The 16,461-nt window shown below is 68.0% G+C and carries 17 protein-coding genes; 3 read left to right on the top strand and 14 right to left on the bottom strand.

Annotated elements, in window-relative coordinates:
• Positions 1-2 precede the first annotated feature (2 nt).
• Entirely contained in the window at positions 3-371 is a 369-nt protein-coding gene (locus tag ACOEQ2_RS18280; RefSeq protein ID WP_419729360.1) for a hypothetical protein, read from the bottom strand.
• Between the two features lie 118 nt (positions 372-489).
• Between ACOEQ2_RS18280 and ACOEQ2_RS18275 the strand changes: the two genes are divergently transcribed.
• On the top strand, positions 490-990 hold the full coding sequence (locus ACOEQ2_RS18275; RefSeq protein WP_419729359.1) for a CinA family protein: 501 nt from the start codon (positions 490-492) through the stop codon (positions 988-990).
• A gap of 85 nt (positions 991-1,075) precedes the next feature.
• Here ACOEQ2_RS18275 and ACOEQ2_RS18270 read toward each other — a convergent pair whose 3' ends face one another.
• The 13 genes from ACOEQ2_RS18270 to ACOEQ2_RS18210 all read right to left on the bottom strand — a co-directional run bounded on the left by ACOEQ2_RS18270 (position 1,076) and on the right by ACOEQ2_RS18210 (position 15,089).
• On the bottom strand, positions 1,076-1,450 hold the full coding sequence (locus ACOEQ2_RS18270) for a hypothetical protein (protein ID WP_419729358.1): 375 nt from the start codon (positions 1,448-1,450) through the stop codon (positions 1,076-1,078).
• Positions 1,451-1,596: 146 nt separating this feature from the next.
• Positions 1,597-2,091 (bottom strand): type II toxin-antitoxin system RatA family toxin, encoded by a 495-nt coding sequence (locus tag ACOEQ2_RS18265; protein WP_419729357.1) that lies wholly within the window; start codon positions 2,089-2,091, stop codon positions 1,597-1,599.
• A complete protein-coding gene (gene lipA, locus ACOEQ2_RS18260; RefSeq protein ID WP_419729356.1) occupies positions 2,091-3,083 on the bottom strand; it encodes a lipoyl synthase in 993 nt (330 codons plus the stop codon). Before lipA ends, ACOEQ2_RS18265 begins: the two co-directional genes overlap by 1 nt.
• A 117-nt stretch (positions 3,084-3,200) precedes the next feature.
• A complete protein-coding gene (gene lpdA / locus ACOEQ2_RS18255) occupies positions 3,201-4,610 on the bottom strand; it encodes a dihydrolipoyl dehydrogenase (RefSeq protein ID WP_419729355.1) in 1,410 nt (469 codons plus the stop codon).
• A gap of 1 nt (position 4,611) precedes the next feature.
• Positions 4,612-5,913 (bottom strand): pyruvate dehydrogenase complex dihydrolipoamide acetyltransferase, encoded by a 1,302-nt coding sequence (locus tag ACOEQ2_RS18250; protein ID WP_419729354.1) that lies wholly within the window; start codon positions 5,911-5,913, stop codon positions 4,612-4,614.
• 14 nt (positions 5,914-5,927) lie between these two features.
• Positions 5,928-7,301, bottom strand: a complete 1,374-nt coding sequence (locus ACOEQ2_RS18245) for a pyruvate dehydrogenase complex E1 component subunit beta (protein ID WP_419729353.1) — start codon at positions 7,299-7,301, stop codon at positions 5,928-5,930.
• Between the two features lie 6 nt (positions 7,302-7,307).
• The gene (gene pdhA / locus ACOEQ2_RS18240) at positions 7,308-8,306 is read right to left on the bottom strand and encodes a pyruvate dehydrogenase (acetyl-transferring) E1 component subunit alpha (RefSeq protein ID WP_419731275.1); all 999 of its coding nucleotides are present in this window, start codon (positions 8,304-8,306) and stop codon (positions 7,308-7,310) included.
• A 14-nt stretch (positions 8,307-8,320) separates the two neighbouring features.
• Positions 8,321-8,848: a cyclic pyranopterin monophosphate synthase MoaC gene (gene moaC / locus ACOEQ2_RS18235; protein WP_419729352.1), complete on the bottom strand. Its 528-nt coding sequence runs from the start codon at positions 8,846-8,848 to the stop codon at positions 8,321-8,323.
• Entirely contained in the window at positions 8,848-9,657 is an 810-nt protein-coding gene (trpC, locus tag ACOEQ2_RS18230) for an indole-3-glycerol phosphate synthase TrpC (RefSeq protein WP_419729351.1), read from the bottom strand. Before trpC ends, moaC begins: the two co-directional genes overlap by 1 nt.
• Complete coding sequence (gene trpD, locus ACOEQ2_RS18225) at positions 9,647-10,900, bottom strand: anthranilate phosphoribosyltransferase (RefSeq protein WP_419729350.1); 1,254 nt, start codon at positions 10,898-10,900, stop codon at positions 9,647-9,649. Before trpD ends, trpC begins: the two co-directional genes overlap by 11 nt.
• A 33-nt stretch (positions 10,901-10,933) precedes the next feature.
• Positions 10,934-11,536, bottom strand: a complete 603-nt coding sequence (locus tag ACOEQ2_RS18220; protein ID WP_419729349.1) for an anthranilate synthase component II — start codon at positions 11,534-11,536, stop codon at positions 10,934-10,936.
• 86 nt (positions 11,537-11,622) lie between these two features.
• Entirely contained in the window at positions 11,623-13,161 is a 1,539-nt protein-coding gene (gene trpE, locus ACOEQ2_RS18215; RefSeq protein ID WP_419729348.1) for an anthranilate synthase component I, read from the bottom strand.
• Positions 13,158-15,089, bottom strand: a complete 1,932-nt coding sequence (locus tag ACOEQ2_RS18210) for a peptidyl-prolyl cis-trans isomerase (protein WP_419729347.1) — start codon at positions 15,087-15,089, stop codon at positions 13,158-13,160. Before ACOEQ2_RS18210 ends, trpE begins: the two co-directional genes overlap by 4 nt.
• A 197-nt stretch (positions 15,090-15,286) precedes the next feature.
• Here ACOEQ2_RS18210 and tpiA point away from each other — a divergent pair, with 197 nt between their 5' ends.
• Together tpiA and secG are read left to right on the top strand one after the other, a co-directional pair.
• Positions 15,287-16,042: a triose-phosphate isomerase gene (gene tpiA, locus ACOEQ2_RS18205; RefSeq protein ID WP_419729346.1), complete on the top strand. Its 756-nt coding sequence runs from the start codon at positions 15,287-15,289 to the stop codon at positions 16,040-16,042.
• Between the two features lie 21 nt (positions 16,043-16,063).
• A complete protein-coding gene (secG, locus tag ACOEQ2_RS18200) occupies positions 16,064-16,456 on the top strand; it encodes a preprotein translocase subunit SecG (protein ID WP_419729345.1) in 393 nt (130 codons plus the stop codon).
• Positions 16,457-16,461: the final 5 nt, after the last annotated feature.

The raw sequence follows: 16,461 nt of genomic DNA, 5'->3' as shown, positions 1-16,461 counted from the left end.
GCTCAGGCGGCGGCGGCGTCGTGATGCTTCCGGTGCAGCTTGTTGAAGTCGTGGATTTCCTCCACCGAGATCCAGCCCTTGTGGCCCACGTCGATCGCGTCGAAGCGCTTGGCGACACGGCTCCAGTTTGCCTGCTGTGCCTGCAGTCTCGTCAGATGCCCGTCATGGCTCGTGTTCGCCTCGGCAAAATGCGTCTCCACGGTGCCGCCATGCTTGACCAGCAGCAGGTCGAGAGCCTCGGCCGAGGCAACCGTCGGGACCGGCTTCGGCACCGACGCGGCCTGCGTCATTCCGCCCTGGGTCAGGGCGCCGAGGGTTGCCAGGCCGCCGGACAGCAGGATCGCGGTCAGATTGACAGAACGGCGCATCACGGGCTCGCTTTCATGGGTCGGGCATCCAGTGCCAGGACCCATAGATCACCATGAAGTGATTACGATCACGTTAACGTGGACCGCTTTCAGGCGGCGGTAGCAGGGAGGAGGCGCGGCGATGATCGGCGATGCGACGCTGGCACAGGCGAAAGCGACGCTCACCGCGCTCGCGTCGGCCGGGATGACCGTGGCGACCGCGGAGAGCTGCACCGGCGGCCTGGTGGCGGCGGCACTGACCCACCACGCCGGCAGCTCGAGCACGGTGCTCGGCGGCGTGGTGGCCTATTCCAATGCGATGAAGCACACGATGCTCGGCGTGGACGCGGCCCTGATCGACCGGGTCGGCGCAGTGAGCAGCGAGGTCGCGGCGGCAATGGCAGCCGGGATGCTCGAGCGCAGCGGCGCCGATCTCGCAGTTTCCGTCACCGGGATTGCCGGACCTGGTGGCGGCAGTCCGGGCAAGCCGGTCGGCCTGGTGTGGTTCGGGATTGCTGGTCGGCTCGAGGGAGTGCGGACACTATCGGAGATCCTGCCGGGCTCGCGAGCCGAAATCCGGGAAGCCGCGGTCCGGATCGCCCTCACATTGCTGCAGGAGGCCGGCAGCCGACACGCAGCATGAAAAAGCCCCGGAGCTGACTGCTCCGGGGCTTCGGGTCGCTTGATGATCCTGTTCGCGGGGAGCCCGAGCCCCCCGCGTCGGCGGTTCAGCCGCCGGGCGCGTTCGTCGGCGCCATCGTGCCGGTCGAGCCGGATGCCGGCGGGGTCATGGTCGAGGTGCCACCCGGAGCGGACATCGGCGCCATGCTGGAGCCCGTGCCCGGCGCGGTCGTGGAGCTGTCGGATCCGGTGCTCGGCGCCGAACCGCCGCGGGCGGCCGCGAGGCTGCGGTCGTTCAGCGACTCGGTGGTCGCGTCCTTCGCCTTGCCGTAGCCGGCCTTGCCATGCATCCCCGTGTGCTTGCCCATATGCTTGCCCATGTGGTGGTGGTGCATCGGCTTCGCGTCATCGGTCGCGGCCAGCGCCGGCAGTGCCAGGAGGAGAGTGGCTGCACAGACCGAGGCACTCAGAATCGACTTCATCGCATGTTCCTTCTCTGTCACAGGGACAGCTGGTTGATATGAGGGTTGCAGCCGCGATGAGCCGCAGCTCCGACACGGTCTGGAAACGACCCCACCCGGTGGCAGTTGCGCAACAGTTGCCGAAACTCAGGCAAACCGGCTGATTTCTAACGCGCGACCCCGGCGCTTGCGGGTGCGGCACCTTCCGGACCCGCAACGGGATGGGTCTGTGGCACCCCGTATATATTGCGGGCGCGCTTCAGGAAGGCCCGGACCATCAGCTTCACGGCCTCGTTGAACACCGTCCCGATCGCCGCCTGCAGCAGCCTGGAGCGGAACTCGAACTCGACGAAGAAGTCGACCAGGCAGCCCCGCGGATCGGGCGTGAACGTCCACACGTTGTTCAGGTAGCGGAACGGCCCGCGCTCGTAACGGACCTTGACGGTGCGAGGCCGGTCGAGCGCCACCCGGCTGGTGAAGGTCTCACGGAACGGCCCGAAGCCGATGGTCAGGTCCGACACCAGCTCGGTGTCGGTCTTGGTGCGCACGCGAGACGCAGCACACCAGGGCAGGAATTCCGGATACCGCCCGACATCCGCGACCAGGTCGAACAGCTGCTCGGCGGTGTAGGGCAGAAGTCGCCGCTCGGCATGGGTCGGCATCAGCCGGCAGCCGCGGCAATTCGCGCGGTCCGCGTCGCGCGCAAAGCCGCGAAATCCTCGTCGGCGTGGTAGGAGGAGCGTGTCAACGGCGTCGCACTCACTTGCAGGAACCCCTTCGAGCGGGCCATGCCGGCATAGTCCGCGAACTCGTCAGGCGTGACGAAACGATCGATCGCAGCGTGCTTCACGCTGGGCTGCAGATACTGGCCGAGAGTCAGGAAATCGACATCCGCGATGCGTAGATCATCCATGACCTGCAGGATCTCCATCCGTTGCTCGCCCAGCCCCACCATCAGTCCGGACTTCGTAAAGATCTGTGAGTCGAGCTGCTTCACGCTGTCGAGCAGGCGCATCGATTGGTAGTAACGCGCGCCGGGCCGGATCGTCGGATACAGCCGCGGCACGGTCTCGAGATTGTGGTTGAAGACGTCTGGACGCGCCGCCACCACGATCTCCAGGGCACCTGGCTTACGCAGGAAATCCGGCGTCAGGATCTCGATCGTGGTCGTCGGTGAGGACTTTCTCAACGCTGCGATGACCTGCGCGAAATGCCGGGCCCCGCCATCCCCGAGATCATCGCGATCCACCGAGGTGATCACCACGTGGCGCAGGCCGAGCTTGGCGACGGCATCGGCGACGCGGTTCGGTTCGTCCGCATCGAGCGCCTCGGGCTGACCCGTCCGCACGTTGCAGAAGGCGCAGGCGCGGGTGCAGATCTCGCCCATGATCATCATGGTGGCGTGGCGCTGGGACCAGCATTCGCCGATGTTCGGGCACGCCGCTTCCTCGCACACCGTCACCAGCCGGTTCTCGCGCATCAGCGCCCGGGTCTCGTGGTAGATCGGGTGGTTCGGCGCCTTGACGCGGATCCAGTCCGGCTTGCGCAGGATCGGGTTGTCCGGCCGATGCGCCTTTTCCGGATGACGCAACACCGGAATCGTAGGCGCGACAGGCTCCCCAAGGCGGTGGTCGATCAGCAGGCGCGTTGACATCAGGTCCGTATGTCCGGGTGAGCCGTCATCGAGAAGTGGCGCTGGCGTCCCGGGCCGTCAAGCAACGCCGGGCAGCCCAGCGGCGGTGATCGGCCCAGGGGTCGGAACACCAGGCGTTCAGAAATGGATCGCCCGCCCCCAGGCATCCAGGACGGCCTCGTGCATCGTCTCGCTCACCGTCGGATGCGGGAACACGCTGTTCATCAGCTCCTGCTCGGTGGTCTCGAGTGTGCGGGCGATCACGTAGCCCTGGATCAGCTCGGTCACCTCGGCGCCGACCATGTGGGCGCCGAGCAGCTCCCCGGTCTTCGCATCGAACACGGTCTTCACCATGCCCTCCGGCTCACCCATGGCGATCGCCTTGCCGTTGCCGATGAACGGGAAACGTCCGACACGGACCTCCCTGCCCTCGGCCTTGGCCTTGGCCTCGGTCCAGCCGACGCTGGCGATCTGCGGCCGGCAATAGGTGCCGCCGGGGATGTTGGTCCAGTCGATCGGATGAACATCAAGGCCCGCGATGTGCTCGACGCACAGCACGCCCTCGTGGCTTGCCTTGTGTGCCAGCCACGGCGCGCCGGCGATGTCGCCGATTGCATACACCCCAGGTTCGGCGGTCTGGCAGTAATGGTCGATCTTCACGTGCGTGCGGTCGACCTCCACCTTGGTACCCTCGAGCCCGATACCCTCGACGTTGCCGACGATGCCCACCGCCGAAATGATCCGGTCGAACTCCAGGGTCTCCGACTTGCCCCCGGCCTCGATCGCGATGCGCACGCTGTCGGTGAGCTTCTCCGGCGTGCCGATCTTCGCACCGGTGAGGATCCGCATGCCCTGCTTCTCGAACTGCTTGCGGGCGAACGCGGCGATCTCCTCGTCCTCGACCGGCAGGATCCGATCGACGACCTCGGCGACCGTCACCTCCGCTCCCATGTTGCGGTAGAAGCTCGCGAACTCGATGCCGATCGCGCCGGAGCCGATCACCAGCAGGCGCTTCGGCATCGCGGTCGGCACCATCGCCTCGCGATAGGACCAGATCAGCTTGCCGTCCGGCTCCAGCCCCGGCAGCACACGGGCGCGCGCACCGGTTGCCAGGATCACGTGCTTGCCGGTCAGGCTGACGACCGGCTTGCCGTCCTTGGTCACCTCGACGCGCCGCTTGTCGCCCGCCATGCCGGCCAGCGCCCCACGTCCGTCGAACACCGGCACCTTGTTCTTGCGAAGCAGGTGTCCGACGCCCGAGGCCAGCTGCTTGGCAACGCTGCGGCTGCGCTTCACCACACGGTCGAGATCGAAGGTGATGTTGTCGGCGGAAAATCCGAACTCGCCGAGATTATGCAGCAGGTGGTTGATTTCGGATGAACGCAGCAGCGCCTTCGTGGGAATGCAGCCCCAGTTCAGGCAGATGCCGCCGAGATGGGTGCTCTCGACGACGCATGCCTTGAGCTTGAGCTGTGCCGCGCGGATCGCTGCGACATAGCCGCCAGGGCCGCCGCCGATGACGATGACGTCGAATTCGGTGTCAGCCATCTCAGACGACCAGGCTCAGCGGGCTCTCGACGACCGACTTGAACACCGATGCCCATTGCGCCGCGAGCGCTCCGTCCACCGCCCGGTGATCGACCGACAAGGTTGCCGTCATGATCGTGGCGATGCCGATGCTGTCGACGCCATCCTTGGTTCGGACCACGGCGCGCTTCTCGCTTGCACTGACTGCAAGGATCCCGGCCTGCGGCGGATTGATGATCGCCGAGAACGCCCGCACCCCGAACATGCCCATGTTGGAGATCGAGAACCCGCCGCCCTGGAACTCCTCCGGCTTCAGCTTGCCGTCGCGTGCCCGGGCGATCAGGCCGCGTGCCTCGTGGCTGATCTGCGCCAGCGACTTCTTGTCAGCGCTGCGGACGATCGGCGTGATCAGCCCATCGGGGATCGAGACCGCGACCGAGATGTCGACATCCTCGTATTCGAGGATCGCCTCGTCGGTGTAGCTGGCATTGACCTTCGGAACCCGCGCCAGCGTGACCGCACATGCCTTGATCAGCATGTCGTTGACCGACAGCTTGAAGCTGCCCGGACCCTCGGCCGGAGACGCATGATTGAGCTGGGCGCGAAGGCTGAGCAGCGCATCCATCTCGACGTCGATCGAGACGTAGAAGTGCGGCACGAACTGCTTGGATTCCGTGAGCCGCCTGGCGATCACGCGGCGGATGCTTGAATTCGCGATGCGGCGGTGCGCTCCGGTGATCGCGGCCGGTGACGGACGAGCCGGCGCTGTCTGGGACGCCACGGCCGGTATCGGAGCGGCCGCCGGCTTCGGGGCCTTGGCCGCCGCCTCGACATCGGCACGGACCACCCGCCCATTCGGACCGGATCCCTTCATCGTGCTGACGTCGAGTCCGGCCTCAGCTGCCAGGCGGCGCGCCAAAGGCGAGGCGAACACCCGGCTGCCGCTATCGCTGCGACCCGCCGCCGCGACCTGAGCCTGACCCGCAGGAGCGGACGGCTGCTCGGCCGCACCCGTCGGCGTCGCAACCGGCGCCGGAGTGTCGAGCTTGCCCGTCCCCGCACCGGCATCCGGCACTGCCTCACCATCCGCCACGATGATGCCGATCGGGTCGTTGACCTTCACGCCCTCAGTGCCGTCGACGACCAGGATGCGTCCAAGGATGCCCTCATCGACCGCCTCGACCTCCATCGTCGCCTTGTCGGTCTCGATCTCGGCGATGATGTCGCCGGACGCGATCGCATCGCCTTCCTTCTTGAGCCAGCGGGCCAGCGTGCCTTCGGTCATGGTCGGCGACAGCGCCGGCATGAGGATATTCACGGACATGCGACGTCAGTCCTTCAGACCAGCTTCTTCACGGCATCCACCACCCAATCGGGCTGTGGCAGGGCGAGCTTCTCGAGGTTTGCGGCGTAGGGCAGCGGCACGTCCAGCCCATGCACGCGCACCGGTGGGGCATCGAGCCAGTCGAATGCATGCTCGATGACCTGCATCGCCACCTCCGCACCGATGCCCGCGAACGGCCAACCTTCCTCGACCGTCACCAGCCGCGAGGTCTTCTTCACGCTCTCGACCACGGTCGCGGTGTCCAGCGGACGCAACGTGCGCAGGTTGATGACCTCCGCTTCGATGCCTTGCCCGGCCAGGATCTCGGCCGCCTTCAGCGCCACGCCCACCATGATCGAGAACGCCACGATGGTGACGTGCGTGCCCACGCGCTCGATCTTTGCCTTGCCGATCGGCAGGACGAAGTCGGGATCGGTCGGGCACTCGAAGCTCTGGCCGTAGAGGATCTCGTTCTCGAGGAAGATCACCGGGTTCGGGTCCTGGATCGCCGCCCGGAGCAGGCCCTTGGCATCTGCCGAGGAGTATGGCGCGACCACCTTCAGCCCTGGCACGTGCGCGTACCAGCTCGCATAGCACTGCGAATGCTGCGCGCCGACGCGCGACGCAGCGCCGTTCGGCCCGCGGAACACGATCGGGCAGCCCATCTGGCCACCGGACATGTAGAGCGTCTTGGCGGCCGAGTTGATGATCTGGTCGATCGCCTGCATGGCGAAGTTGAAGGTCATGAACTCGACGATCGGCTTCAGCCCGGTCAGCGCCGCGCCCACAGCCATGCCGGTGAAGCCGTGCTCGGTGATCGGCGTGTCGATGACCCGCCTGGCGCCGAACTCGTCGAGCAGGCCCTGGCTCACCTTGTAGGCGCCCTGGTATTCCGCGACTTCCTCGCCGATCAGGAACACGTCGTCGTCGGCGCGCATCTCGACGGCCATGGCGTCACGCAGCGCCTCGCGGACAGTGACCGACTTCGTTTCGCCCCACTCGCGCTCAGGCTCGGTCCGCGCCAGTTCCGGAGCCTTTTCCGTGGAGGCCCGGTCCGCGATCTCCTTCTCGCCGCCCTCGGCCGCAACCTTGGGCTGCGCCGCATCCTCCTTCGCCGCCGGTTTGCTCAGCGCCGACGCATCCTCGCCATCCGACAGCAGCACCGCGATCGGCGCATTCACCGCAACGTTCTCGGTGCCTTCCTCGACGAGGATGCTGCCGAGCGTCCCCTCATCGACCGCCTCGACCTCCATGGTCGCCTTGTCGGTCTCGATCTCGGCGATCACGTCGCCGGCGGCCACGCTATCGCCGACCTTCTTGAGCCAGCGCGCCAGCTTGCCTTCGGTCATGGTCGGCGAGAGCGCCGGCATCAGCACCTGGGTCGACATCGGCTCTCAGGCCTCCACCAGCACGTCTGTCCACAATTCGGACGGGTCGGGTTCCGGGCTCGACTGCGCGAAATCCGCTGCCTCGGCCACGATCTTCTTGATCTCGTCGTCGGTCGCCTTGAGCACCGTCTCGTCGACGCCGAGCTCGAGCAGCGCACGCCGCACCTGTTCGATCGCATCGCGCTCGCGGCGCATCTGGTCGACCTCCTCGCGGGTGCGGTACTTCGCCGGATCCGACATCGAGTGTCCGCGATAGCGGTAGGTCTTCATCTCGAGCAGGAACGGCCCGTTGCCGGCGCGGCAATGCGCCACCGCCTCGCGCGCCGCCTCCCGCACCGCGACCACATCCATGCCGTCGACCTGCTGGCCGGGAATGCCCCAGGGCTCGCCGTTGCGCCACAGAGCCTTCGATGCGGAGGAGCGCTCGACGCTGGTGCCCATGCCGTACTGGTTGTTCTCGATCACGAAGATGCAGGGCAGCTTGTTCAGCGCCGCCAGGTTGAAGCTCTCGAACACCTGGCCCTGGTTCGAGGCGCCCTCGCCCATGTAGGCGACCGCCACCTCGTCGCTGCCGCGATACTTGTTGGAGAACGCCAGCCCGGCGCCGATCGACACCTGCGCGCCGACGATGCCGTGGCCGCCGTAGAAATGCTCCTTCTTGGAGAACATGTGCATCGACCCGCCCTTGCCGCGCGAGTAGCCTGTCGCTCGGCCGGTGAGCTCGGCCATCACGCCCTTCGGGTCCATGCCGGTCGCCAGCATGTGGCCGTGGTCGCGATAGGAGGTGACGATCTTGTCGCCGCCCTTGAGCGCCATCTGCACGCCGACGACGATGGCTTCCTGGCCGATATAGAGGTGGCAGAAGCCGCCGATCAGCCCCATCCCGTAAAGCTGGCCGGTCCGTTCCTCGAAGCGGCGGATCAGCAGCATGTCGTGGTAGGCGCGGGTCAGCTCCTCCCGGCTCATCGACGGGCTGTTGCTGCCGCGGGGCGCCGCGTCGATCATCTTCCTGGCTCCGCTCATCGTGTATCCTTCGCCTGTCCTGCCGGCTGGTCCGATGCCTCGTCGTACGTGCCGGACGCGCCGCCGGACTTGTGCAGCACCCGAATTGCCTCGATCCGCATACCCCGGTCCATCCCCTTGCACATGTCGTAGATGGTCAGCGCCGCCACGCTTGCAGCCACCAGCGCCTCCATCTCGACGCCGGTCTGGCCGGTCGTTCGAACCGTCGCCTCGATCTCGACACCTGCCCCTTCGACATTCGGCGCCATCTCGACCGAGACGGAGCTGATCGGCAGCGGGTGACAGAGAGGAATCAGGTCGGACGTCCGCTTCGACGCCATGATGCCGGCAATCCGGGCCGCCGCAAAGACGTCGCCCTTCTTCGTGTCACCCCGGAGGATCTGTTGCAACGTCTCGGGCTGCATCATGACCCTGGCGGCCGCCCTGGCCTCGCGCCGCGTGACCGGCTTGTCCGAAACGTCGACCATCACGGCCCGACCCTCCGCGTCGAGATGCGTCAGCCGCGCCGGCGGACCTCCCGACATCAGATCGGTCCGAGCAACGCTGTGCAGGCGGCCGCGGTGTCGGCTTGTCTGAGCAGGCTCTCGCCGACGAGGAAGCAGGACGCCCCCGCGCCGGCAAGGCGAAGCACATCCTCGCGGGTGCGGATACCGCTCTCGGCCACCACGATGCGGTCCGGGGGCACGCGCGGCGCGAGCAGCATCGTGGTTTCAAGATCGGTCTTCAACGTCTTGAGATTGCGGTTGTTGATGCCGATCAGCGATGTATTCAGCCCGAGTGCGCGATCGAGTTCGGCGCCGTCATGGACCTCGACCAGCACGTCGAGATCAAGCGACCGGGCCAGCGACAACAAATCCTCGGCCATGCTGTCGGACAGCGCCGCCATGATCAGCAGGATGCAGTCGGCGCCGATCAGCCGGCTCTCATAGACCTGCCACGGATCAAGAATGAAATCCTTGCGGAGCACCGGGATTTCGACCGACGCACGCGCGATCTGCAGGTCGGCGACATGGCCCTGGAACGATGGCCCCTCCGTCAGTACCGACAGGCAGCTCGCACCGGCAGCCTCGTAGAGCCTCGCGATGGCCGCCGGGTCATACTCGCTGCGGATCAACCCGCCGGACGGCGACGCCTTCTTGATCTCGGCGATCAGTCCGACGCGGTGCTCGGCGGTCATGCGCTTCAAGGCCTGCCCAAAACCGCGCGGCGGCTCTGCCAGGTCGCGCAGACGCAGCTTCAGCTCCTTGAGAGGTAGCCCGACGCAACGGCGCGAGACCTCCTCACGGGTCAGCGTGCAGATCCGGTCCAGTACGTCAGGCACGTCATCGTTCATGCGGAAGTGCCTTAGGTCGAGCGCGCTGCGGTGGAGCAGGCTTGTCCACCAGCTTGTCCGCTTCACGGTTAAGACCGGATGAACGGCCGGCGTTCCCTGCCGCATCCGGCGCGCGCATCGAATCCAGTACCGCCAGCGCGCTGCCATCGTCCAGGACCCGTGCAGCGTGCCGCAGTCCCTGCAACAGCGTCTCGATCGGCGCCTCGATCTCGGCAACCCCGTCTCCCGGATCGACGTCCGTGCCGGAGTTGGCCAGGATGCTGCCGCGCGCGCTGACCTGCAGCGCCGCCGCGGCATTGAGCAGGACGGTGTCGCGATAGGCGCCGGGCTCGCCCGCAAGCAGCCGTTCCAGGGCCCGGGCATTATGCACCGCGTCCCCCCCGGCGATCGCCGCGACCGGATGGCGCGGCAGCCCGAGCTCTTCGGGCGTCACGCTGAACCGGCAGAGACGACCCTGGTCGAGTGCGACGATCCGGTTCGGACCGGCCAGACCGAGTTCGTCCAATCCCCGGTGGTCGGTACCGTCCGCGTCCTCGCCATGCACGACCCAGACGCAATCGGCGCCGAGCTGCTGCAGCGTGCGCGCGATCGGTTCCTGCCACTCGGGATCGAACACGCCGATCATCTGGCGCCGTACCGAGGCCGGATTACATAACGGCCCCAGCAGGTTGAAGATCGTGCGCAACCCAAGTTCGGAGCGGACCGTGGCCGCGTGGCGCATCGCCGGATGATGCAGGTTCGCTGCCAGGAAGGTCAGGCCGTTCATCTGCAGCGAGGCCTCGAGCAGGTCCGGATCCTGGATGATCGGGATGCCCAGCGCCTCCAGAGTATCGAACGCGCCTGCGCGCGAGGACACCGCGCGGTTGCCGTGCTTGGCGACCGGCACGCCGAGGGCCGCCAGCACGAAAGCCACCGCTGTCGAGATGTTGAGGGTGGAATGACCGTCGCCGCCGGTGCCGCACACGTCGATCGCATCGGCGACACCAGGCACGACACGCATGCGCGCCCGCATCGCCCGAACGGCGCCGAGCAGTTCCGGCACCGTCTCGCCCCGGACGCGCAGGGCCATGACCAGGGCCGCGATCTGAGCATCGGTGCCGCCCCCCGACATCACGAGCTCGAACGCCGCCTGCGACTCTGCCTCGGTCAGCCGGCTGCCGGCCGCAAGACGGGCCAGCACCGGCTTCAGCGAGCGGCATGGCGACGACGCTCGCAGGTCCTCATCGATCGGGCTTTGCGTCATTCTGCTAGCGCGACGTGATCCGGATGTCGGCCATCAGGCAGCCAGCTCGTGGCTCGGCGAGTTCCGGCCTCGGGCAAGTGCCATGAAGTTGGCCAGGATGGCGTGGCCGTGCTGCGAGGCGATGCTCTCCGGATGGAACTGCACGCCGAAGATGGCGAAGTCGCGGTGCCGCAGCCCCATGATGACGCCGTCGGCGGTGCGGGCAGTTTCCACCAGGCTGGCCGGCATGCTGCCCGGCTCGACCGTGAGGCTGTGGTAGCGCGTTGCCATGAATGGCGACGGCAGGCCCTCGAACAGGTCGGCGCCGTCATGCTCGATCGGGCTGACCTTGCCGTGCATCATCGTCGGCGCCCGCACCACGTCGGCTCCGAACACCTGGCCGATCGCCTGGTGGCCGAGGCACACGCCCAGCACCGGGATGACCCCTGCCGCCGCCTCGATCAAGGCACAGCAGATGCCGGCCTCGTTGGGCGAGCATGGACCCGGGGACAGCACGATCGCCTCCGGGCGCAGTGCCATCGCCTCCTGCACCGACAGCGCATCGTTGCGACGCACGTCGCAGGTCTCGCCGAGCGCACCGAGATGGTGCACCAGGTTGAAGGTGAAGCTGTCGTAGTTGTCGATCAACAGGATCATGGACGTATTGTGGTGTGCCACCCGGAGCCGGTCAAACCACGCAACGACGATATGTCATGTGCATCCTGCAGGTCCGCAGCGTCGGCCTAGGCGCCGCTGCCGGTTGCCCGGCCGCTCGCCTGGTTCAGTGCCGCCTCCGCCGCACGGAAGAGGGCCCGTGCCTTCTGCCGGGTCTCCTCGTATTCCGACTCCGGAACGCTGTCGGCAACCACGCCGCACCCCGCCTGCACATGCATGGTGCCATCCCGCAGAAGGGCCATGCGCAGGCCGATGCAGGTATCCATGGTGCCGTCGGCGCCGAAATAGCCGATGCAGCCGGCGTAGGTGCCTCGCCGGGTCGGCTCCATCTCGTCGATGATCTGCATGGCGCGGATCTTCGGCGCCCCGGTCAGGGTACCGGCCGGGAATCCCGCCACCAGGGCATCGACCGCATCCAGTTCCGGACGCAGCTTGCCCTCGACCGTCGAGGAGATGTGCATGACGTGGCTGAAGCGCTCGATCACGAAACTTTCAACCACCTTCACGCTGCCGAGCTCCGACACCCGGCCGACATCGTTGCGTCCGAGATCGACCAGCATCAGGTGCTCGGCGCGCTCCTTCGGATCGGCCAGCAGGTCGGCCTCGAGTCGCTCGTCCTCGGCGCGATCGGCGCCGCGCGGCCTGGTGCCGGCGAGCGGCCTGATCGTCACGGTGCCCTGGCGGAGCCTGACGAGCACCTCAGGGCTGCTGCCGACGAGCTGGAAGCGCGGGCCCCGGGGCTCGTCCTCCAGATCCAGGAAGAACAGGAACGGCGCCGGGTTGACCCGCCTGAGCGCCCGGTAGAGCGCGAACGGCTCGAGCCCGAACGGTGTGGAGAAGCGCTGGCTCGGCACCACCTGGAACGCGTCGCCGGCCGCGATGTAGTCCTGGATGCGTCGGACGACGTCCAGGAACCCCTCGCGGGTGAAGTTGCTGCGCGGCTCGGCCGGCTGCACCAGCGGAGTGCCCGCATCCGTGCCCGGGGCGTTCGGCGGCAGGGCCAGCGACAAGGCGTCGCGGGCCTGCTGGAGCAGCGCCTGCCCGTGCTCCCACAACGCCTGGCTGTCCTGGCCGGGAGCCGGACGCAGCGGCACCGCGAGGGTCAGCTCGTCGCGCACGTTGTCGAACACCGCAAACAGCGACGGCCGCAACAGCATCCCCTCGGGCAGGCCCAGATCGTCGACGGGCGGGTCCGGCAGGCGCTCCATCTGGCGCACCATGTCGTAGCCGAGATAGCCGAACAGCCCGCCGATCATCGGTGGCAGCCCGGGCGGCAGCTCGATCCGACTGGCCGCGATCTGCCGGCGCAGGCTGTCGATCGGGTGCTCGCCCACATCGTCGACGCCGCTGACCTCGCCGTCGCGGCACCGCCAGACGAGGTCCGGCAGCAGGCCGATCACCGAGAAGCGGCCACGTGCCACGCCACCCTCGATGCTCTCCAGCAGGAAGCTGTTGGCTTCCGCATCGGGGAGATGCCGGCGCAGTTTGAGAAAGGCCGCGACCGGGGTGATCAGGTCGGCCGGCTCGACGCTCCAGGCAATCACCGCCTGCCCGCCGGCGAGCCGGTCGCGATCGGCCTGGGCGTGCTGCTCCGCGATCGGGCTCATGACCCGCTATTGCTTCCCGGGCCGCCCGCGGTCGGCGTGCCCACGACACGCTCGACCGCCTTCACGTCGATGTCCTCGTGGCCGCGTTCGCGCAGGGTGTTCACGTAGCTGTTCTCGATGTCGGCGGCGACCGAGGCGTCGAGAGCCGCGCGGGTACGGCTGTAGCCGAGCGCGTCGGCGGCGGCATCGGGATGGCGGATCGCCAGGACGGTCGCAACGACGAAGCCGTCCGGCGTCTGCAGCATCGTCGAGGTGCCGGGCTTCAGCGAGAACGCGATCTGCGCCAGGTTCTGCGGCACCGGACCATCGGCCTGCCCCCGGCGCACCGCGACGTTGCGGACGAGCCCGGGCCGGTTCGCCGCCACGACCGCCAGCCCGCCATGCGCCTGCGCGTCGGCATACAAAGCGGCCGCGGCCTGCTCGTCGGCATGGCGAACCGCGTCCTGCTGCCAACCGGCCCGCACCCGATCGCCGGCCTGTTCGAACGAGAGCGGCTTCGCGGGCATGACATCCTCGACCGCGAGCGCGTACCAGCTGTTCTCCGGGCCCTGCACCAGGGTCGGTGCGTCACCCTTAGCGGTCTGGAACGCCTGCGCCACGATCGCCTTGCGGACCGCGTCGTCGCCCGGCAGCGGCGCCGGATCGCCGGACTGGGTCAGGCCCTGCGCGTCCAGCGTACCTTCTGCGGCGACCGCGCCGAGGTCCGACGGGATCGCATCCAGCCCGCCACCGGCGATCGCGTCCTGCAGCTTCTGCACCCGCGCCGAGAGCAACGACCCCGCCTGCTGCTTGCCGGCCAGGTCGTGCAGCTCGTCCCGCGCCTGCTCGAAGCTGCGATTGACGGCCGGAATCACCTTGGACACCCGCAGCACCACCCAACCGGCATCGGTCCTTTGCGGGGCGGTCACCGTGTCCGGGGCGGCTGCGAACACCAGCTTGCCGATGTCGGGCGACGGGATGCCGGCCTGCGTCGAGGCGTCGAGCGAGATCGGGGTGGCGTCCTTGGCGGTCGCCTGCAGCTGGGTCCAGGCGAGACCACCGGTCCAAAGTGCGGCGAGCTGCCGGGCGCGCGCCTCGTCGGGCACGATCAGCAGCTGCACCGAGCGCTTCTCCGGCACCTGGAAGCGCGTGATCAGGGTTTCGTAGGCGCGGCGCTCGTCGGCTTCCGGGACGGTCAGGTCATGCGCGATGGTGTCCGGCGACAGCAGCACGAGCTTGATCCGGCGGTACTCCGGGGCGGCAAAGCGGTCCTTGTTGTTGGCGTAATACCGTTGGAGGGTCGCAGCGTCCGGGGCGGCCGGCGCCGGCACTGCGCTGAACGGCAGCATGATCATGTCCAGCACGCGCTGCTCGGCGCCGAAATCGAACGCCCGCCGGACGAGCTCGGCAGGCGCCCGCGCACCCACCCGGATCGGCTCGATCAGAGCGGTCGCGGCCGACTGCTCGCGGAACAGCCGCAACAGCTGGTCCTCGGTGAAGCCGGCGGCCTGCATGCGCTGGTCGAACACGGTGCGGCTGAACTTGCCGTCCGGTCCCTGGAAGGCTTTCTCGGCAAAGATCTGGTCGCGCACCACCTGATCGGGCACCACGATGCCGGTCCGCGTCGCCTTGTCGGCAATCACCGCCTGGAACACCAGCCGCTGCATCGCCTCGATGGCGATCTGCCGGCGCTCGCCGTACGGCAGCGAGGTCGGGTCGGTGCTGCCCTGGCTTTGTGCCGTCTGCGCCAGCTGGCTCTGATAGGCGCGCTCGAAGTCGTCGGCGGTGATCGTGCGGCCGGCCACGCTGGCGACCGAGTTGGCGCCGCGGTGGAACAGGTTGGTGAAGAAGTCGCCGATGCCCCACACCGCAAAGCTCGCGAAGATCAGCAGCGCGAGCAGCCGTCCGAGCCAGGAGCCGATGAAGACGCGGCGCATGAAAGCGAGCATGACGATATCCGGTGCGGCAAGGCCGGCCCGGGGAGCGGGCCGGGAGCAAGGCGGCGCACCATAGGGTGCCGCTCCGAGCTTGTCATGCAGGGGTCGACCATGATCTATGACGCCCCCTGGAAGGTCGCCTGGCACGTCGTCGGATGCCGTGTCTGCTGCACTTCCGGCACGCATCGAGCACCCGGGATGGTCCGAGAATGAGCCGCCAACTGATCGCCGGCAACTGGAAGATGAACGGCCTGACCGCCGATGCGGAAGCCCTGGCGCAGGCGTTGATCGCCGGTGTGGCGTCCGCTCCGGGTCATGCGGACCTGCTGGTTTGTCCGCCCTTCACCCAGATTGCCACGGTGGCCGGCATCCTGCGCGGCTCGGTGGTCGCCGTCGGCGGACAGGACTGCCACATGCAGCCGAAGGGAGCGCATACCGGCGACATCGCCGCCCCGATGCTGCGCGATCTCGGGGCCGGGTTCGTCATCCTCGGCCATTCCGAGCGCCGGCAGAACCACAAGGAGCTCGACGAGACGGTGCGCGAGAAGGTGCTGGCAGCGAAGGCAGCCGGGCTGATCCCGATCGTGTGTGTCGGCGAGACCGACGACCAGCGTCGCGACGACGGCCACGAGGATGTGGTGGGCTGGCAGCTCAAGGGCAGCCTGCCGGACGGGTTCGCCGAGGGCGACGGCGTGGTGGCCTACGAGCCGGTCTGGGCAATCGGCACCGGGCGCACCGCCACCGAGGCGGACGTGGCCGAGATGCACGCTTTCATCCGGGCCGAGCTGGTGCGCCAGTTCGGCGAGGCCGGGCAGACCACGCGGATCCTGTATGGCGGCTCGGTGAATGCCGGCAACGCGGCCAGCCTGCTCGCGGTGCCGGAGGTCGGCGGCGCGCTGGTCGGTGGCGCCAGCCTGAAGCCGGAAGATTTTCTCGCCATTGCAGCCGCAGCCCCCCGTGGCTGAACGGCCTGACGGAACAGCACCATGATCGCCGCACTCCTCGTCCTGCATCTTCTCGTCACGCTGACGCTGATCGGCACCGTGCTGATCCAGCGCAGCGAGGGCGGCGGCCTCGGCATCGGCTCGAGCCAGGGCATGGGAAGCTTCATGAGCGGCCGCGGCACGGCCAACCTGCTTACCCGCACCACCGCGATCCTGGCCGGCATCTTCATGGCGCTGTCGCTGACGCTGGCGGTGCTGAACCGCGGCAATTCCGGTCGCAGCCACGATATCCTGGCGGTGCCGCCGGCGGGTCCGCATGCCGCCGGCCCGGTGCTGCCGGGCGTCCCGGTCCCGGGGAGCACGTTGCCGGCCGCCCCGCTGGCAGCCCATCCGCTGGCGCCTGCCCCCGCTCCGGTGCCGATCCCCGGACATTGACCCCG

Origin of the sequence: Lichenicola sp. (genome assembly GCF_965198575.1) — a bacterium.
Taxonomy (GTDB): Bacteria; Pseudomonadota; Alphaproteobacteria; order Acetobacterales; family Acetobacteraceae; genus Lichenicola.
Note: the sequence above shows the minus strand (reverse complement) of the source record. Positions and strands in the feature narration are given on the sequence as shown.

Excerpts from the sequence above, each read along its gene's own strand:
- ACOEQ2_RS18275 (WP_419729359.1), top strand. The coding sequence starts at position 490 with ATGATCGGCGATGCGACGCTGGCACAGGCGAAAGCGACGCTCACCGCG.
- ACOEQ2_RS18270 (WP_419729358.1), bottom strand. The coding sequence starts at position 1,450 with ATGAAGTCGATTCTGAGTGCCTCGGTCTGTGCAGCCACTCTCCTCCTG.
- ACOEQ2_RS18265 (WP_419729357.1), bottom strand. The coding sequence starts at position 2,091 with ATGCCGACCCATGCCGAGCGGCGACTTCTGCCCTACACCGCCGAGCAG.
- lipA (WP_419729356.1), bottom strand. The coding sequence starts at position 3,083 with ATGTCAACGCGCCTGCTGATCGACCACCGCCTTGGGGAGCCTGTCGCG.
- lpdA (WP_419729355.1), bottom strand. The coding sequence starts at position 4,610 with ATGGCTGACACCGAATTCGACGTCATCGTCATCGGCGGCGGCCCTGGC.
- ACOEQ2_RS18250 (WP_419729354.1), bottom strand. The coding sequence starts at position 5,913 with ATGTCCGTGAATATCCTCATGCCGGCGCTGTCGCCGACCATGACCGAA.
- ACOEQ2_RS18245 (WP_419729353.1), bottom strand. The coding sequence starts at position 7,301 with ATGTCGACCCAGGTGCTGATGCCGGCGCTCTCGCCGACCATGACCGAA.
- pdhA (WP_419731275.1), bottom strand. The coding sequence starts at position 8,306 with ATGATCGACGCGGCGCCCCGCGGCAGCAACAGCCCGTCGATGAGCCGG.
- moaC (WP_419729352.1), bottom strand. The coding sequence starts at position 8,848 with ATGTCGGGAGGTCCGCCGGCGCGGCTGACGCATCTCGACGCGGAGGGT.
- trpC (WP_419729351.1), bottom strand. The coding sequence starts at position 9,657 with ATGAACGATGACGTGCCTGACGTACTGGACCGGATCTGCACGCTGACC.
- trpD (WP_419729350.1), bottom strand. The coding sequence starts at position 10,900 with ATGACGCAAAGCCCGATCGATGAGGACCTGCGAGCGTCGTCGCCATGC.
- ACOEQ2_RS18220 (WP_419729349.1), bottom strand. The coding sequence starts at position 11,536 with ATGATCCTGTTGATCGACAACTACGACAGCTTCACCTTCAACCTGGTG.
- trpE (WP_419729348.1), bottom strand. The coding sequence starts at position 13,161 with ATGAGCCCGATCGCGGAGCAGCACGCCCAGGCCGATCGCGACCGGCTC.
- ACOEQ2_RS18210 (WP_419729347.1), bottom strand. The coding sequence starts at position 15,089 with ATGCTCGCTTTCATGCGCCGCGTCTTCATCGGCTCCTGGCTCGGACGG.
- tpiA (WP_419729346.1), top strand. The coding sequence starts at position 15,287 with ATGAGCCGCCAACTGATCGCCGGCAACTGGAAGATGAACGGCCTGACC.
- secG (WP_419729345.1), top strand. The coding sequence starts at position 16,064 with ATGATCGCCGCACTCCTCGTCCTGCATCTTCTCGTCACGCTGACGCTG.